Below are 18,299 nucleotides of genomic sequence, written 5' to 3'. Positions count from 1 at the left end.
AAACTTTTACCCCTGGGTAAATAACTTTGGCAGTCCGTAGAATCTTTGCTATAATCTGCGGCTTCGCGACAAGCGATATGCAGTACACAATGTGAGCAAGCAAGACGCGCGCATTGCCTTCAGGAGAGATGGCTGAGCGGCTGAAGGCGCACGCCTGGAAAGCGTGTATAGGGTAATACTCTATCGGGGGTTCGAATCCCCCTCTCTCCGCCACGGATAGTAATTAAGTAAGATCAGGACGTCTCAGGAAGTCCCTCAAAAACCGCTTAGATCATTGATTCTAAGCGGTTTTTTCGTTTTTCGGCGTCTCGAAATGTGCCAAGACGTTTCAGTACGTCTAACTTTTTTGAGGGAAAGCGCCGGGCCGGATTCCCCCATCCTTGACTACCATTCCCGCATAACTGTCCTATAGTGGTTTCAGACGCATTTGCGAAGGAGGCCACCATGGCAAAGCTCATCGTACCGCTGTCCGAACTTCAGGTCAAAAACGCCAAACCAAAGGATAAACCATACAAGTTATCCGACGGCGGCGGCCTGTTCGTGGAAGTCATGCCGAGCGGGTCTCGCATCTGGCGCTGGAAGTTTCGCCAGGCCAACGGTAAGGAGAACGCACTGACGTTTGGTCCTTATCCGGAAATTACGTTGCAGGATGCGCGTGAAAAGCGCTTGGCAGCGCGGCGCCTGATGCTGCAAGGGATCGACCCGGCCAAGCATCGCGACGACGCCAAACGACTGTTGAAAGAGCGCGCCGCCAATACTTTTGAAAAAATCGCCCGCGAGTGGCATGCCAACAGGGTTCCGACCTGGAGCGAGCGCACCGCCAAGAACGTCCTGCAACGGCTGGAGGCAGATATCTTCCCTGCCATTGGCCGCAAGCCCATCGATGAACTCAAGCACCTCGATGTGATCGCCGCACTGCGCAAGATCGAGGAGCGCGGCGCAAGCGAGGTCGCCCATCGCCAGAGAGCGGTATGTGCGTCAATTTTCAGCTACGCGATTCAGTGCGGATTCACAGAGCGCAATCTGGTCACCGATATGAAGGATGTGTTGAAGACCGTCCGCGCCGGACACTTCGCCGCCATCAACGCCGACGAGCTACCGCAGTTCCTGGCCATTCTGGACCGCAACGAAGCACGTATGTTCGCGCCGACCCGCATTGCGCTGCGGCTGATGCTGCTGTGCTTTGTGCGTACCAGCGAGTTGATTGAAACGCCCTGGAGTGAAATTGACCTGGAGCGCGGCGAGTGGATCATTCCATGGCAGCGCATGAAGCGCGGCAAGCTGACCGTCAATCCGGATATGACCAACCATCACGTATGCCTGTCGCGCCAGGCGCTGGAGCTGCTGCGCGAACTGCACGCGATCACGGGCCGCAGCAAGTACCTGTTCCCGAATCAGCGCGACCACGAAAAGCCGATCAGCAATAACACGATACTGGTGGCGCTTGGACGCATGGGATACAAGGGCAAGATGACCGGCCATGGCTTCCGGGCGCTGGCCATGAGCACCATCAAGGAGCGCCTGGGCTACCGGCATGAAGTCGTGGACCGGCAGCTGGCACATGCGCCGAAGGACAAGGTGGCCAGTGCCTATGACCGGGCGCAGTTCCTGGCCGAACGGCGCAAGATGATGCAGGATTGGGCCGACTACATCGATGCCGTCAGCGGCAAGGGAGAGCCGCCGCAGACGCCCAGATTAACGCTGGTCAGCGGTGAGTTCAGCCGGGATGGCGGAACAGGAGGGCACCATGTCTGAGTATGTACTGCGCCTCATGGATGCGCTTATCAAGCAGGCCGCTTCCAAGGAAAAATTACATAAACTGGCTATCGGAGTCTTTGTCCGGGCTGCAACGCTGCCGGTCAATGCCAGTGGCGCCAGTCCAGCACGCGCCGGTTCCAATTCTGCGTACTACGAAAAGCGCACTTGACGAAACGAACTACTTGCAAACGTCGATAGCAGGCATAGAATGAAGCTCTCTTATGTGGGAATCGCTCCCACGAGGGCATGCATCGAGCATGTACCTATGCTTAGCGGCATAGGCGTTGCGGTCGTTACCCGCCACCATGATACATAGCAGTTTCTGCTAGATATATCGCCGGGCTATGCAGAAGCATGCAGATCTCGGCATGATAAAGCGCTGCCTTTAGCGCTTATATATCCCACAATTCGCATGACGGATTGCCTGGATGATTGCGCCCGGTGGGCGCTTCTTCAAACAGGAGCAAGACTCCTGCCCTGATTGGTTCGCATGCCCCGCGAGGTAGCGCACCGTATGAAGCACAGCATGGCTTTGCCGCAAGCCGCACCGTCAACAGAAATGCTAGCGATGCGATGCCATCGCGGCTGCCGCCAGCGCGTGTGCTTCAGAGTCGCCAGTATCGTCACCGCGAGTGCGATGCTGGCATGTATGCCGTCACATGCCATGGCTGCGTGCGCGCGTCGTTACTGGCGGCGTGCTGCCAGTGACGACGCGCCGCCGACGGCATAGGCCCAGGCGGCAAGCGGAATTCCACCGCGTGATGTTGTTCAGTGATGGGGCCAGGTGCCCCGCATCGCAGGCAAGCCCTGCGATGTCCTTTGCCCGCTACGGGCTGATTAATAGAAGTTGATCCGTGCACGATGTGCACTCCATGGACCCTGGGTGATTGGTCCCCGCTGCGGCAGCTTCCTCCGGGAGCGCGCAGCGGTGCCACACGCGCATGCGGCGCGGGCAGGCAGTAACAGCAACCGCATACACGGGAGTGGTGTCCCGAGGCCCTTGATTCAACCTTTTCTGCCGAGGCAGTGAGGGTGGCCAGAAACACTTACCAGACAGGATTACACCACGCGGCATCGATGTGAAAACCAATGATCGAAAGGATGACTTTGCCATGCGCGACTTGAACTACCAGCTCAAGCAACTCTGTCACCGCAACCGGGATGGCAGTTTTGCGACGCAGGCCGACCGCGAGCGCTTATTAAACCTGTGCGCCAACGACCTGGCGGAACGGGGCTTTCAGCATATGAGCGTGGACAGCCTGAAACCGAAACATGTGGCGGCGCTGCTCGACAAGTGGAAGCAGGATGGTGTCAGTACCGGAACGATCAAGAATCGCATGAGTGCCCTGCGCTGGTGGGCCGAGAAGATCGGCAAGGAAAACATTATTGCGCGCACCAACGGCGAATACGGCATTGCGGAGCGGGTGTTTGTCACCAACGTCTCGAAGGCGAAGGTGCTGGACGCCGACACGCTGGCCCGCGTGAGCGATCCCTATACGCGCATGTCTTTGCAGCTGCAGGCGGCGTTTGGATTGCGGCGCGAGGAAAGCATCAAGATCAAGTCGGGATGGGCCGATGGCGGGAACATCCTGCGGCTGCAGGATAGCTGGACCAAAGGCGGCAAGTACCGGGAGGTGCCGATTGCCACCACGCAGCAGCGTGCCGTGTTGGAAGCCGCCAAGGCGCTGGCGGGAAAAGGCAGCTTGATTCCGGCGCAGTTGCGGTATCGGGACCAGTTGAACCGCTTTCGGGCGCAGTGCGACAAAGCTGGCATCCATGGCGTGCATGGGCTGCGCCATGAGTACGCGCAGCGGCGCTATGCCGAGCTGACTGGCCGACCTAGTCCAGCCAGTGGCGGCATGACGTCCAGACAGCTGGATGCTTCACAAAAACTCGCAGATCAAGCTGCGCGGCTGAAGATTTCGGAGGAGATGGGACATGGGCGTGAACAGGTTACGTCCATCTATCTGGGCAGATGACCGCCCACTTGTATCAGGGCCGCAGCGCATGGAGCGGAAGATATATAAGGGGTGCAGCCCTGGCGCTGCCGGAATGATCGCGGAGAGTCGGCACGACTTTCCATTGTTTGCTGTTCATCAATCGAAGGAGAATCTTATGACCACGACTAAAAAATTCCTCCGCTTGCCTGCTGTCATCGAGGCTACCGGCTGGTCCCGCGCCACAATCTGGCGCAAGGTGAAGGCAGGCGTGTTGCCAGCGCCTATTCCCATCGGCCCCAAGTCTGTCGCCTGGGATGCAGAGGAAATCGCGCAATGGCAGCAGCGCTGTATAGATGCCAGCCGCAGAATCGCCTGAGCGAACATGACGAGGTGTTCGTGCCTGACCATTACTAGGTGGGTTTTGCGCTTAGGTATTTTGTTGATTTCCTCCGTCCTTCCCAGGGGGCTTTTAATAAAAGGAACGACGCGGATTTACCAGCAATGGACCGGCGCCGGTATTAATTCCCACCGCCATAAGCTTGACGTACGCTAGATACCTCGCGAATGCTAGCGTCATGCACCTCGTTCGCCAATAAGGAGCATTCCTACACAAAGGCTAGTGAAATTAACGTCGTTCTACCGAACTAAGGCACGTTTTTTCATCGCAATACAGTTCTTTACGCAATAGCAAAAGACGGCGGGTACTAATGATTCAATTAGGAAATAAATGGTATAGTCTGCAAGTATTTCATTCGATTAAGTGCGGTGGTTCCGCACCGATTTTTGTCATGAACCCGTTTAAGCATTCCACTAACCTTAATGACTATTCCAGCGAAGCTAAAAAAGCCACAAGCCAATCGCTTGGTCGTGAAACGTGGTACGGTTCCGCCGTCCGTATTCCTGCATACGATCTCTGACAAGGAATGGGAGGAGTTCATTGCAGCTGCTTGTCGCCAGCGGATGATCGGCACCGCCAAGTACGTTTCTGTAAAAGTGCTTGGGAATGCTGGTGACAAGGGGCGCGACATTGAGGCGCGCTTTCAAGCTGACTTGGTGGCGGAAGGTTGGGACTTATATCAGGCAAAGCATTACGAAAATCGCCTGACACCAGGCAATGCATATCCCGAACTCGTGAAGTTCTTTGGCCACCTGCTGGCCAAGGGCTTCCCTGTGCCGCGGAAATATTATTTCTGCGCGCCAAAGAATGCCGGTCCCGACTTACACGATCTCTTTGCTAATCCTGACAATTTTCGAACGCAGCTTCTCAGTGCGTGGAAGGCTGGAAGCCATGGTCTTAAAGACCATATAGCTAAACTAACCAATGAAATGGAAGCCTTTGTCAACGCGTTTGACTTCACCCGGTTCGAGGAGTGCCAGGTTGTGGATCTGTTGGACTGGCATGCACAAGACTCCATTTCCCATTGCGCTCTGTTCGGGATAGAGCCAGAGAGAGGTGATGATCCGGCAGTTCCAGTACAGGCTCAGCCCTATGAAATGATCTACGTCGAAGAGCTTATTCGCGCATATGAGGAGGCGGAGGGCGTGCCGATTGATTTGGCGAAGGTGATGGCCAACGAGGTATATCGCGAGCATCTTGCTGCCGCTCGTGAAACCTTTTATTCGGCAGAGGGACTTAAACGCTTTAGCCGCGATATCTATGTCGATGACGAATTCAGTAAGTTGCTCGATATGGTTAAGAAGGGTATCAGGCTCAAGATCAATAGCCCGCTGCTCAAGGCTGGCCTTCAGCGACATGATGCTGCCATCGATGCTATTCAGGGCCTGGCGGTCACAGACAGCGTATTGCATACACGATTGCGTGGCGGCGACTTGCCGGGTACCTGTCATCATCTAGTAAACGAGAAACACTTCAAATGGGTTCGATAAACCGCAAACATCCTGAGTTGTTCAATACGCCTTTCGAGCTTGGTTTGCGCATGGTGTACCTTCTCTTCGCCCTTCGGCCAGGCGGCGCGGATCTGCAAAAGCTCGTATTGTTGGACTACGCAATAGTGTATTCGCAAGATGTTGGGGGACCGGCTAGCCTTCATACTCCAGTTCCGTATCGAAACGCAGAATTGTTCAGTCGACGCGAGAGAATTGAGCAGGGACTGTACATCATGAGTACACGTGGTTTGGTCGATGTAGTTCTCGACGATAGAGGAATGACATATGTTGCTGGCCCCGGTAGCTTTACTATGGTCGGATCATTGGCATCGAAATACTGGCGAGACTTGCAAGAGCGCTGCATCTGGGTGGCAAAGAATTTTGGATCGGTCAGCTCGAACGAGCTACTTAGTCTTTTTGCCGAAAGTGGGCACCTATGGGGTGCTGAATTGGAAACCATTAAGCCATCGTATCATCTATGACAGTTAAGCTCCTTTCGTTAGTCGCTACTGGGCCAAATAAGCCTGAAGCCCGTGTTAATTTCCGACATCCGGCAATGCTGGTACGCGGTGCAAGTGACACCGGAAAGTCATATATCCGCGATTGCCTTTGGTACCTGTTAGGTGGTGAGAAGCTGCCAAAAAAAATTCCGGAGGCCGCAGGCTACGACCAGCTAATATTGGAAATTACGACCGATGACGGCACATATGAAGTTCGCCGCGCTCTAGCCGGTGGAGACTCCGGCCTAATTAAAATTGACCTGGATGAAAGTGGCGATCCTTTGCGCGAGATCGTGCAGGAAGACATCAGTGATTTCTTGGTGCGTCAAGCTGGAGCGACGGGCAAGCAACTACTTAGGTCTCGCTCTAAACGCGGCTCGGTCACCGGGGGCGACCTGCGTCATTGGTGCTTGCTTTCCCAGCCGACGATGATTAGTGAAGACCCAACTGCTGGACCGGTCAATAATGCGACGCAACGGACTGGTGCCTTCCATATGTTTCTCACTGGCGTGGACGATTCCGCCATTGAATTGGTCAAAACATCAAAAGAGCTTGATCGGATAGCTGGACAAATAATTGGCATCGAAGAGGCATTACGTCGCGTCCGAGCCGACCTGCCCAGCGAGCAGACAAAGGATGAAGTAGCAAGCGCTCTTGAGCGCGTGGACGTTGCGCTGAACGCAATGACGAGCCACTATGAGGCAAGAGCAAGCACGCTCAAGAATGTCCGCAGCGACATACTAAGAAAAAGTGAGGAACTTCACCAGGCTGTGCAAGATCGGAATCACAGTCTATCCATGATTGAGCGGTTTCAACTGCTCAACGAAAAGTATAAGAGTGACAGTGAGCGACTCGGAGCGACTTGGGAGGGTGTTGCCATGTTTCAAGCCCTTGAGGAAGTCCCATGTCCACTATGTGGAACACCGGCCGAGGTGCAAATAGATCCAAAGCATTTGCGTCAAGGAGCTCAGGAAAGCTACCGCAAAGCTTTGAAGGCTGAACTTGAAAAAATCGTCGCACTGCGGCAAGGGCTAGGCATAGCACTTTCTCGTGAGCGTGAGCGTGCTGGCAAGCTGGGACAAATTGTCCTTGGTATACGCACGGAGCTCGATGCACATGAGGCGACGGAGAAAGAGCGTGTGAACGAAACTCGATATGAATTCTCCGGCGATCCTAAGTCCCTCGCCGTTCGTCGCAGTGAATTATCCGAACAACTAGCCAAGTTTGGTGAAGAAATTCAGCTGATGGTTGAGCTTTCGCGGCTGACAAATGCCAAGAAACAAAAGAAGGTACCGCTGAGCCGCAATGTTGGTGACGCGGCAAACGAGGTGGCAGCTTTCGCCAAGGCACATCTTCATTCTTGGGGCTTCACTGGCATCCAGTCTGTATCGCTCGACACTGATGTGTGTGACCTCATCCTGGATGGCCGTGCTCGATTGGACTTTGGTGCAGGGAAGCGTGCGATTTTTCTAACGGCCCTGACGATCGCTGTCATGGAGCATACTGTCGGTAAGGGATACCCGCATTTGGGAGTTGTTGTCATTGATTCGCCACTTAAGTCTTATGCTGACCCGAAGAGCAAAGAACAACGGGATGTTGAAGCATCTACCGTTACTGATCGTTTTTATGCATGGCTCTCCAAGTGGATGGGCCCAGGTCAGCTTGTAATTCTGGAGAATCAGGAAATCAAAGGAAATTCAAAGACAGCATTGAATCCTCTTGAATTTGTCGGAGACAGCGATGATGAAGGTCGCCGTGGCTTCTATCCAGGAGCGTTTAGCGATATTGGCCCAGTTTTGTGACGAGGGATATGACTTAGAAACAATATGGGTGGGTCGGGCGGTGGCTCTTCGCTGCAAGCGGCGCCTTAGGATGCCCTTTCAGGTGCGTGCACTCAGCTTAGGGCTTTATTTTTTGACTGTTCAGAACGATTGAATCATGGTGGTATCCAGTGTCGTCGCGTTGGCTCATGCGGTCGATTTGGAATTTGGTGTTGCAGTGTCCTGGGTGTTCGTCCTGGTTATGTTGTACTGTTGTATGTCGATGTTCTAAACAGCAAGAATCCCCCATGACATCAGTTTTTTGATAAGTCGAATGGTTTGGCGCAAGGCTTTGCTGCCAGGAACGGATGGCAGTTCGATCGTATAAAGTGGTGGCCACCTGCGATTACAAAATTAAGTTTGCAGAATGGAGGAAATGAGGCCAGCCTTTTCAGCTTCACGTAAATACGCAGCTTTCAAAAACGAGGCCTCGATCCACGGTGATTCAAGGCAGGCCAGCAATTCAGCCTCCATAGCTTGTTCTGGCGAACGATCATAGTTGCGACATTCAATCAGTATTCGATTCATCCAAGCTTTGTTTACGGCAGGCGAACAGCACTTCGCGATGAATCGCTGTCTGATTTTATAGATCGAGTCCCATGTCGCTATTTCTTCCTCATAGCCGGGACATGCAAGGTCAACCCGAATATGTTTCGGTTCGGTAGGAGATTGCCCATTGTTTAGAAACTGCAGCGATATCTGGATGTTATATTGATGCAACGAGTACGGATAAAACGCCCGTCGCTTGATACCGTCGGCACTTAATAGTGGGTCTTTCGCACCTTTGTATTGGGAATTGCATTTATGGCAAGCAGGTGTGAGATTTCTAAAATTCACTGAGTTAAACGGATAGATGCTCGAAGGAAGATAGTGGTCGTATGCCTCACGAGTTGCGTCGTACTCCGTGTCCATCGGTTGTAGACCGCAGAATGGACAACATGGCATTGCATTGGCTTTTGCAAATGCCTTGTAATGGTCATGCAAATCAGCGCCAATCTTGTCTTTAACAATTTTTAAGTTGAAAAAACCACTTCTGTACAACTCGCTAAAAAAACTTTTGATCTTTGTCTGAAGCGGTGTAGTTGACGCTGTTTCGTACCTAAATGGCAACAAGGTCCCTTCGCATAATGCCTTGATATTATTGTTATTTAAAAATAGTCTTCGGAAATTTTCTATTTCATCGGACGACAGAGACTTGAATTCAATAAATATTTCATTGACGTGCCGATAAAAGAACGCACCAGCCCCTTTGTCAACCCCAGCTTTATCTTCGCGATCGAGTTGCTCAATGATCGAGTGCAGGCTAGTTAGGCCACTAAACAGGTCAATACTGTAGTCATTTTCAGGAGCTTTACACCAGACTCTCGCAAAGATATAACCTACAAATGTGTGCATCTGTCGCATGCCATGCTGAATAGGGGTGTATGAGTAAAGCATCAGTGTGACCCATCCTCTTCGTTGGTCTGTTTACTACGAGCCAGTACAGACTGCACCGCGAACGTTCGCTCAATTGAATCGCCAACGGTCGCCATGATGCGTCTAGCTAATGCATGCGGGTCGTTTTGAGTTACGCGATCAGACAGTAGATTTTGCAATATTTGGTTGGCACGGCGACCAATCGTTTCTTGCTTGTGAAAAGTCTCCATTGTGATTTTGTTGATCGATGCTCCTAAGGTGTTGTATTCGGGTTGACTAATGCTGACCGTGTCATTTTCCTTATTCTTGGTGAACAGCAGTACCTTCTCAGGTTTGCTATCGGATATCAAAAATGGCGAGTGTGTGGTGATTAACATTTCCTGATTTACATTTTCATTGGCCTCATCAGGTAGGCATTGCTTCAGTTGAGTAATGAAGTTGGCACGCCAATCAGGATTGAAATGGGTTTCTGGTTCATCCAGCAGGAACAGGCTGTTGGTGTTGCGGAAGAGCAGGCATAACCCCAGACTGTGCAGCAATTGGTATTCGCCGTCCGATAGTTCTTTGAGCAGCATCGGCTTTTCTACGCCTTGCTTCGTGAAATAAAAATGTTTGAGGCGCATTATGCGCTGATCTGATGCCAGCGTCGGTACAGTCTCGCTTACATAGTGGCTATTGGAGCGGTACACGTCATTTTTTAGCGTATCGCTCACCGTATATAAGTTCAGCGATAGCAAAACCTGAAAGGAATGGAACAGCGCCAATGGTGATTTATAGAATCCATAATCGAAATTGTCGCGGAATGCCTCACGCGTCTCATTGTTCACAAAGTAGTCCAGCACGAGCGTATCTGTGGCCTCATCTACATACCAACATGTGGCGCAGCGTTTCAGCCGAGTGACTATTGGATCAAATGTTTCCGCCGAATCTGATCCGGCTTCCAGAAGCTGCATCAGGTTGACGGTATAGCGATTGGTTTCGCTATCTCTTCTCAAAGCGGGATTTGAAGTAGCGTAGCTGTCTTGAACATACCCTTTTTCGACATAGTCATCTGTCATGAATCCTTCGGCGACATTTTCCGATACTTCAATGCTGCGCTTGATAATAATGCGAAATTCTTTTAGTTCCTCAATACCTACATCGTCGCGAAAAGGGCGTAATACGTGGTCCTCCTGCATCAATAGATTGCACAGTAAGATGGCTTGACTAAAGCTATTGTCGAGATATGCCATTCGTGTTTCTGGGCGGCCTGGATACTGTAGTTGTTCTTTCAAACAATTCAAGTATTCGTCTAACTGTATGAAACGCATCTTGAAGAAAGGCAGACTAAGTATTTCGTTTTCGCCCGATGAATAGCCCAGTACATATTCAGGCAGCAAAAACTTTCGTTCGTGCTCGCCGCACAAACCATCGGCGGCGAGATCTTTACTAAATGCCGCAAAGTTGTTTGGGTTCAGCCAGTGCATTTGGGGTGAAGCATCTGGCTCTTTGCTTATCCGAACGTGAGCGTACCGCTGTGATTCTGGCAAGGCCCCAAAGGGCAATTTGATTAAATATTCCAGTTCGTACGCGTTGGGACTGCCGTCTTTGTCTTGGATACCGTTTGTGTTGTCCTGCGGATCGTAATTAAAGATAAGGGGGAGAAAGGTTCTGCGAACGCGTTGCACTTCGAGCTGAAAAAATATTGCTGCCAGAACTTCTAGTAAATTGGATTTTCCGCTGCCATTTGGACCGGCGCAAACGAAAGGCGCGAAGCCTTCTGGATTAACTAGTTCCTCCTGCAAGCTACGCTCGTTCCGAAAGTGATACTCAAAGCCCGGCTTCAGGCTCCGAAATCCCATTGGGTCGGTGATTTTTATACGCAACAGTTTCAAGGCCTGACTCCGCTCTTGATCTCTAGGATATTACCAAAAATCGGTTTCCCATTTTCATCGTGGCCAGTGATGTCACGAGATTGCTGGAGTAAGCCATGCGTTAGTGACTCGAATACCCAAGTCTTGATGTATTCGTAGTCGCTCGCGCCTAGCTCGAAATCATCATCAACATGCAATTCCGCTAGCCGAGTTTGCGCTGCCGCCATAAAGCGCTGTACCGAAAAAGGTGTATCGCCCAGTTGGCCGCGATAGGCCTCTAGCCATTGCGTCATCAATGTGCGTCGAGCCTCTTCGTTATCAAGCGCATCCAAAAGAATATTAGTGTCTGGCAGGTCAATGGTGACACCTTCTTCGACGGGGGCATGTGACGTTTCTATCACCATGGCGTTAACTTCCTCAGGTTTTACCTCAGACATGAGCACGCGCGACAAATCCAGTTCGCCCTTAAATGCCTGTTGGCTCAGCGCGTCGTAAAGGGTTTTTAGATCGGTGAGGCTTTTCCGGTAGTGGGACTTAATGCCTTCGATTTTTTCTACGATGACGGCGAATTGGTCCTGGATATCGATTGGTGGTTTGATCATCGTGATCTGCTCGAAATCACCTTTTGTCAGAATCTTCTTCATTCCTTTTGATGCTTGACTTTGTATATAAGCTCTGGATAATTTAAAAAGACCATACAAATACAAGGGATTGACATCCGTACCTGGCTGGATGGCATTGATCTGTTGGTTGAAGGACACTGTTCTGTTTGTAAGTGCCGCGCGCCCAATTGATTCGACGCTGCCTGCAATGCAAGCAACAAGTAGAGCCCCGTTTGTTACTGTTCGAGCCTTTTTCGCACCTACCTCAGAAAGGTGCTCGGTAGATGACGTGACGAAAACGGCCTCGGCACCGATGTTGTCGGTTTTAATCCATTCGACGAATTCATTGTTGTAATTCGTGGGGTCATTTCTGGGTGGCGTATTGCCCGTGGAAATTTTGCCAAATGCCTTCAGTGCTGGCTTGTCCCACGCCTTCTCATTTCGAACCGGGTCGCCAAACATCTCCAGAAATACACTCTTGATTAGATCGTCGAGCTGGTGCAGGTGTTGTTTGCGTTGGACGATCAACCCTTCCACTTTGCCAAGCAGGTACGCAATGCGAATTTGATCGTCAAGATGCGGGATAGGAATCTCGATCTCGGCGAGAGACTTTGAATTTAGCGTCTTTCCCATTGCGGCCTGGTTCGACCCGCCATAGGTTGCTGACTGCAATGCATAGTAGAGAAATTCAGAATTGAGTTTTTTGTCGTCCTTTATAGAAAAGGCAGCAATCGCTTCATTCGTGAACAGGTCGCAGCCGGCAAACGCCATCTTGCCTATGGTCAACTTGAAGCTAAAAAGTAAGGTCCCCTTTTTGACCATCTTACACCGAACCTCTTTAACGGCCAGATCCGTAATCTGCTCTTTTGTATCAGTGACGGTTTTCGAACTCAGATCACGAATTGAGACCCATGGATGTCCTTTTCCCCAATATGTGGGCTCGTTCCTTGATGGTGTCCTGCCAATTGAAATATCTAACAGCCCAGAGAGTTTTTCATACCTCATCCGATTAACTCCCGCAACTCTAGCAACTCACGCACGATGCCACTTTGCATTTTGTCCAGTTCTGCCTCATCCACATCGCCCACTTCCGATTGAATCAGTCGATCCAGAATCATGCCTGGCGCATCGTAGTGCACTTCCTCGAACACATTCGTTTTGTAGCGGGATAGCGAAAGGTCGTAGTCATTCTCCTCGTCCGCGATCTCAGCGCGGGGCACCATGAAGCACTTCGCAGTGCGGTCGGTATCGGTGGCTGGGTTGCGGGCGTTGTATTTGGCGATGACGTCTTGCAGGTCGCCGTTGCCTTCTTGCTTACTGCGTTTGTCGTCCAACGAATAGCCGTCGGCGGCCATTTCATAGAACCAGACGTTTTCAGTGGCGGGCTGAGTGACCTTGTCTTTTGGGCCCCAGACCTTAGTGAACAAGAGAATCGCGGTGCTCACTCCGGCATACGGCTTGAACACACCGCTAGGCATCGTAATGACGGCCTTGAGGTCACAGCGCTCCACCAGCAGCTGGCGTAGGGTCTTGAAAGCGCCACCGGAGCTGAACAACACGCCCTGCGGCACGATTACGCAAGCGGTGCCGCCCTTTTTCAGCAGTCGGTATATATTCTCGACAAACAGCAACTCGGTTTTTGTGGTGCTCAGTTGCAGATTTTCATTGATGTCGCCCTTGTCGATGCTACCGGTGAAGGGAGGATTGGCCATCACAATGTCGTATTCGGATTCTTCGGTGTAGCTCTTGCTGAGAGTGTCCTTGTAGTCGATGTGCGGCTCGTCGATGCCGTGCATCATCAGGTTCATCAGGCCCAGCCGCACCATGGTGGCATCGATGTCGTAACCCCATAGCGAGCTTGAAAGAATGGCCTGGGCTTTTTCGGTAAGTGCGGCAGCGACTGATGTGCGCACGAAGCCATCTTCGTCGAGTGGCAGGTCTTTGGCCGCTTCCTTGATGGCTAGTTGAGTGACGATGTACTGGTAAGCACCCAACAAAAAGCCGCCAGAGCCGCATGCTGGATCGGCGATCTTGTGGCCCAGTTGCGGCTGCACCAGATCGGCCACTAGCTTGATGATGTGACGTGGTGTGCGGAACTGCCCGTTCTTGCCAGCGGAGGCAATTTCGGACAACAACATTTCATAAACGTCACCCTGGATGTCCTGGAAGGCTTGGCCATTCTCCCGCGAGTCGCGTTCCATCACCTCAAAAATTTCGTCGATGGTCTTCACCGCTTCCACCAACAAGGCTGGTTTTGGAATGATGAATACGGCGTTCTTCATGTGATGGGTGAAGTTGGATTCGGCTCCATTCAGATCCTTTAGGAACGGAAATACCTTGCCTTGCACGTGCTGTAGCATCTCTTCTGCTGGCATGCGCTTGAATTCGCTCCAGCGGAGTGTGTGCTTTTCGATTTCATATATCTTTGCGTCGGCGTGACGTTTGTCGGTTTCTTCCTGGGTGTCGCCCTCCCTTGCTTTTGCGCGGTACTCGGGCGAAATCCATTTTCCTTCAAATTTTGATGTGTACTTTTCTCCTGTGAATTCGGCATCGGCCTGCTTTTTCTGGTCCAGCTCATCGAGCCGCTTCATGAACAGTAGGTAGGTGATCTGTTCGATGGCAGTGAGCGGATTACTGATGCCGCCGCTCCAGAATTTGTTCCAGAGTTGGTCGATCTTGCTTTTGAGTTCGGGGTTATTTTGAAGCATGGGATTACCTGTTCGTTATGCGGCTAACCGTTCGGTCAGTTGCAGGATTTCGTTGATCTCGGTAGGACTGAACACGCCGCGTATGCCCTGTGGGTGAATGACCGTAAAGGGCGTGCTGATGAGGTCGCGTTTTTCGACCTTGTCGCGCTCAACAATGAATTTCTTCAGCAAGCTAAGAAATTCCAGCTGGCGGGTGTTAAGTGTGGTGTGCACGCGGATGAATCGATCGAACGCCTCGCCGACAGTATCGGGGAAGCTTTGCAGCGCCTCGATGCCAAGAATGTGGCGGATGAACTGAATGAAATGCGCTTTGCGATTTTTGTAGGCTTGTCGCAGCAGGTTTTCGGTGATGTGGGGGTACTCCTCGTGTAGCAGATTCGCCAGTTCGTTGGCCTCGTCTGTACTCACCGACTCACCATTCTTGATCTTTTGAAGCGCCGGGTTGTATTCGGTCAGTTCGACTATTAACGCCTCGACCATCTCGCGGTAGCGAGTTATGCTTGCGGCTTCATGCTGGGGGCCAAATTCCACCCATTCCTTTTTGTGCAGTTCATCGGTAAGATCAAGATGCATTTGCTCTTGGCCGATGCTTTGTTCGCGGAACTTCATCAGTGGGCCGAGCTTGGCAACCATCTCGTCGAAAGCGTCTTCGTTGGCCTTGGCCCAGTAATGGCTGGCTTGCGCGACCCGGATCAGCGATTCCTCTTGCTTCACGAAACTGACCGAGAGTGGCAACTCGCTGATTTGTTTCACGATGCCTTCCTTGATCGTTTCTGCCTGTTCTTTGTCTTCGTTCAGAACGGCCAATGAGTATTCTAGTAAGTCACGCTCAAACCTCATGGCTTTGAAGTCGGCTTCGGAGACGGTACGGAACAGCGGCTTGATTTCGGTACGCAAGAACTCCAGCCGCTCATGGGGGAGGCTGATCCAGAAATTCTCCTCTTCCAGTCGCGCCAGTGCAGCGGCGGCTTCTTTGATTATCACCGACTCTTTGGGCAGCGCGGCAATTTGCAGGCGCAGCTTCGTGATTTCGCGGCCGGTGATTTCTGTATGGCCACTGTCGATGGCCTTCTCGATCTTATCTAGGCGCAGACCAACCAGCCGCACGGGCAGCGGCATCTGCGGCTTGAGTTTTTTGCCCTTGGGATTGAGCTTGAAGTATTCGAAGTTGTCCCAACAATCGAGAATCAGGAACACATCTTTCTCAAGGCACCATGGTTTGGGTTTGCTTGTCTCTAGCAGTCGTGTGCCGCGCCCGAGCATCTGCCAGAATTTGGTGTAAGAGTATACCGGCTTGGCGAACACAAGATTGACGATTTCGCGCACGTCAATGCCAGTGTCGAGCATATCCACGCTGATGGCAATACGCGGCATATCGTTGTTCGTGAATTGATCGAGCAGACCACCTTTGCCATATACGCGCGGATCGTCCGACACCAGCACTTTGGCCAGTTCGCCGTGGTATTGCGGATAGAGCTTGTCGAAAATTTCCTCTATGCGCCGGGCGTGTGCCTTGGTGGCGCAGAAGAAGATGGTCTTGCCAGGTAGTACACCGTTAGCGTCCTTGATAGACTCTTCCATGAATTCTCGGACGATTAGGGTGTTGGTACCTTTGTTGATCACCTGTTTTTCGAGCTGCGAGCCTTCGAAGTTGATTTCTTCAACCTCTTTGCCTTGTAGGATCAGCTTTTTCTGGTCGTCCAATGAAATGGTACGCTTGCTAATACCGTCCATCTGAAACTTGGTCTGAATCTTCATCACCTGAAAATTACTAAGGTAAGGCGGCACGTTGTTCACGGCCTCCTCGAAGGTATAGGCAAAGGTCGGTAGGCCGTCTTCACAATGGAAGATCTGAAAAGTGTTGTGATCGATGATGTCTGTTGGCGTGGCAGTCAAACCCAACGTGATGGTTTTGAAATAATCGAGTACTTCGCCATAGGTGTTGTAAATGGAGCGATGGCTTTCATCGACCACAATGAAATCGAAGAAGTGCGGCGAGAGGTGCTGTGCCTCGTCCCGGATGATGTTGAGCATCGTCGGGTAAGTGGCAACATACACGCGGCGGTCTTTAGCGATGAGTTTCTCGCCAACATTGGGCCAGCGTGGCTCGTTGGGCATGTGCTCTTTGAAGGCCGCCAGCGCCTGCTCGCGTAAGGCGATACGGTCGACAAGGAACAGCACTTTTTCGGCATGGCCAGCACGCATCAGCGCATCGACCATGGCAATGCAGGTGCGGGTTTTACCGGTGCCGGTTGCCATCACTAGCAGGAAATCGCGCTTCTTCCGCTCGATGCCCTCGAGTACCGAGCGGATAGCGCGAATTTGGTAATCACGACCGGCAATCGAGGTATTGATGAACTCCTGCGTCAGCGGTTTGCGGTTGCGGCGGATATAGGCAAAGCGCTCCAGATCGTCGCGCGTAGGAAAGCCCACTACTTTGCGTGGTGGCGCATTTTCTAGATCCCAGAAATAAGTTTCGTGGCCATTGGCGTAGAAGCAAAATGGCAGCTCACAACCCAACTGTTTCTGGATGTTGTAGCAATACTGCTTGGCTTGCTCACGACCAATAGCGGCCTCCCGGCTGGTTTTTTTGGCTTCAATCACCGCCAGTGGTTTTCGATCTTTGCCCAGCAGGACGTAGTCACTGAACTGGTGGCCTTCATAGGGAGTACGAGATTCGGCAACGCCTTCTGGCAACGTGGTTAGAATGTCGAATTCTTCAATGACATGTGTGGGGTCTTTGACGTTCCAGCCGGACTGCGCGAGCTGCTGGTCAATTAGCTTAGAACGGGTTTGTGCCTCAGATTTGATCATATTCCAGCCCAAGGGTTTCATTGGAGCGCTCAATAGCTGTCCCTATGAGGTATTTTCCTCGAAATTCGTCTCCTATAGTTAGTCTAAGCATTATTTCTTTCCCGTATCATTTGATAGTCGATAGGCAAGCTTCGACCGTAGTGGTTGAGACTGGCGCCTTCGTTGATTAGTGGTCAATGTCTGCGCGAGAAAATCGCACGTCCCACATGCTTTGAAGACAGGGACCTTTTTCGCCGCAATGTGCTAAAAGTTAGTCCAATCAGTGACCTTTAGGTATTCTGAACTTGCTTAATGGCAAGGATTTCGTCTTGGATGCTTTGATGGTCAAGGAATGGACACTTTATGACAAATGGAGCAGAGTAGAGCAAAAATTTCAAAACGGCAATGGACGATTGTCAATGGGCTACTTTTTGGGAAGGCCGTGAGCTAGTCAGGCGAATTTGATGTTCAAGCTCGTGCGCGTTGCTTCTCTGCGTGCCTTCATTAAGGACGGCGCAGGTGTCACTGGTTTGATTGGGTTTTTAGGAAGGCAGACTAATACAAGATGCCTGCGGCGGTTATAGTGAGTGAAGTATCAAGGAGTACGAGAAAAGCCGGAAATAGACCAGACACAAGGACGTTTCGTTCCACAAACAAAAACGCCAACCAGTAATAGTTGGCGTTGCGTCAAGTATGTTCTTGGTGGCCTGCGGCGAAAGCGAACCACCGAGACAAGAATTTTCAAGTTTTAGTGCGAACGGATATTTTGTCGCATTGGTTTGTGGTTATTTTGGCAATTTTCTGTTAAGGGGAAAATTTGGGGTACTCGTGAATATGCCATCCGATGAAATCAGCCAACCATGCGCATTTTCAGTCAAGATTCGAATCCCCCTCTCTCCGCCAAAGACGAAAAAGAAAAAGCTACCCTCGGGTAGCTTTTTTTTCGTCTGTAGGCGGAGAGAAGCACGCCCCCTGCGGGGCGTGCGCGGGGGATTCGAAGGGTCGGGCCAACCGGCCCGGCC

The 18,299-nt window shown here is 51.6% G+C and carries 12 protein-coding genes and 1 tRNA gene; 8 read left to right on the top strand and 5 right to left on the bottom strand.

Features of this window, described 5'->3' with window-relative positions:
* Nucleotides 1–122: 122 nt before the first annotated feature.
* From HWE17_RS11655 to HWE17_RS11625, 8 genes are all read left to right on the top strand, one after another.
* A tRNA-Ser gene (locus HWE17_RS11655) sits at nucleotides 123–213 on the top strand.
* A gap of 231 nt (nucleotides 214–444) precedes the next feature.
* Nucleotides 445–1,755: an integrase arm-type DNA-binding domain-containing protein gene (locus HWE17_RS11650; RefSeq protein ID WP_176388859.1), complete on the top strand. Its 1,311-nt coding sequence runs from the start codon at nucleotides 445–447 to the stop codon at nucleotides 1,753–1,755.
* A complete protein-coding gene (locus tag HWE17_RS11645; protein ID WP_176388858.1) occupies nucleotides 1,748–1,927 on the top strand; it encodes a hypothetical protein in 180 nt (59 codons plus the stop codon). The genes HWE17_RS11650 and HWE17_RS11645 overlap by 8 nt, the downstream gene beginning before the upstream one ends.
* A gap of 943 nt (nucleotides 1,928–2,870) precedes the next feature.
* On the top strand, nucleotides 2,871–3,737 hold the full coding sequence (locus HWE17_RS11640; protein WP_176388894.1) for a phage integrase N-terminal domain-containing protein: 867 nt from the start codon (nucleotides 2,871–2,873) through the stop codon (nucleotides 3,735–3,737).
* 136 nt (nucleotides 3,738–3,873) lie between these two features.
* The gene (locus HWE17_RS11635; protein WP_152258972.1) at nucleotides 3,874–4,074 is read left to right on the top strand and encodes an AlpA family transcriptional regulator; all 201 of its coding nucleotides are present in this window, start codon (nucleotides 3,874–3,876) and stop codon (nucleotides 4,072–4,074) included.
* Between the two features lie 443 nt (nucleotides 4,075–4,517).
* The gene (locus tag HWE17_RS11630) at nucleotides 4,518–5,585 is read left to right on the top strand and encodes an ABC-three component system protein (RefSeq protein ID WP_176388857.1); all 1,068 of its coding nucleotides are present in this window, start codon (nucleotides 4,518–4,520) and stop codon (nucleotides 5,583–5,585) included.
* Nucleotides 5,573–6,067 (top strand): ABC-three component system middle component 2, encoded by a 495-nt coding sequence (locus HWE17_RS28955; protein ID WP_369681723.1) that lies wholly within the window; start codon nucleotides 5,573–5,575, stop codon nucleotides 6,065–6,067. The genes HWE17_RS11630 and HWE17_RS28955 overlap by 13 nt, the downstream gene beginning before the upstream one ends.
* Complete coding sequence (locus HWE17_RS11625) at nucleotides 6,064–7,887, top strand: hypothetical protein (protein ID WP_176388856.1); 1,824 nt, start codon at nucleotides 6,064–6,066, stop codon at nucleotides 7,885–7,887. Before HWE17_RS28955 ends, HWE17_RS11625 begins: the two co-directional genes overlap by 4 nt.
* Before the next feature lie 372 nt (nucleotides 7,888–8,259).
* Here HWE17_RS11625 and HWE17_RS11620 read toward each other — a convergent pair whose 3' ends face one another.
* Genes HWE17_RS11620 through HWE17_RS11600 form a run of 5 tightly spaced genes read right to left on the bottom strand, consistent with a single transcriptional unit; the run spans nucleotide 8,260 to nucleotide 17,298 of the window.
* Nucleotides 8,260–9,300: a hypothetical protein gene (locus tag HWE17_RS11620; RefSeq protein ID WP_176388855.1), complete on the bottom strand. Its 1,041-nt coding sequence runs from the start codon at nucleotides 9,298–9,300 to the stop codon at nucleotides 8,260–8,262.
* Between the two features lie 41 nt (nucleotides 9,301–9,341).
* Nucleotides 9,342–11,195, bottom strand: coding sequence for a restriction system-associated AAA family ATPase (locus HWE17_RS11615; RefSeq protein WP_176388854.1), 1,854 nt, complete (start codon nucleotides 11,193–11,195; stop codon nucleotides 9,342–9,344).
* A complete protein-coding gene (locus HWE17_RS11610) occupies nucleotides 11,192–12,781 on the bottom strand; it encodes a restriction endonuclease subunit S (protein WP_176388853.1) in 1,590 nt (529 codons plus the stop codon). The genes HWE17_RS11615 and HWE17_RS11610 overlap by 4 nt, the downstream gene beginning before the upstream one ends.
* Nucleotides 12,778–14,484 carry a class I SAM-dependent DNA methyltransferase gene (locus HWE17_RS11605; protein WP_176388852.1) on the bottom strand — a complete coding sequence of 569 codons (1,707 nt, stop codon included), beginning with the start codon at nucleotides 14,482–14,484 and terminating at the stop codon, nucleotides 12,778–12,780. Before HWE17_RS11605 ends, HWE17_RS11610 begins: the two co-directional genes overlap by 4 nt.
* Before the next feature lie 15 nt (nucleotides 14,485–14,499).
* Entirely contained in the window at nucleotides 14,500–17,298 is a 2,799-nt protein-coding gene (locus HWE17_RS11600; protein ID WP_176388851.1) for a DEAD/DEAH box helicase family protein, read from the bottom strand.
* Nucleotides 17,299–18,299 lie beyond the last annotated feature (1,001 nt).

This window comes from Janthinobacterium sp. BJB401 (genome assembly GCF_013372745.1).
Taxonomy (GTDB): Bacteria; Pseudomonadota; Gammaproteobacteria; order Burkholderiales; family Burkholderiaceae_D; genus Janthinobacterium; species Janthinobacterium rivuli.
Note: the sequence above shows the minus strand (reverse complement) of the source record. Positions and strands in the feature narration are given on the sequence as shown.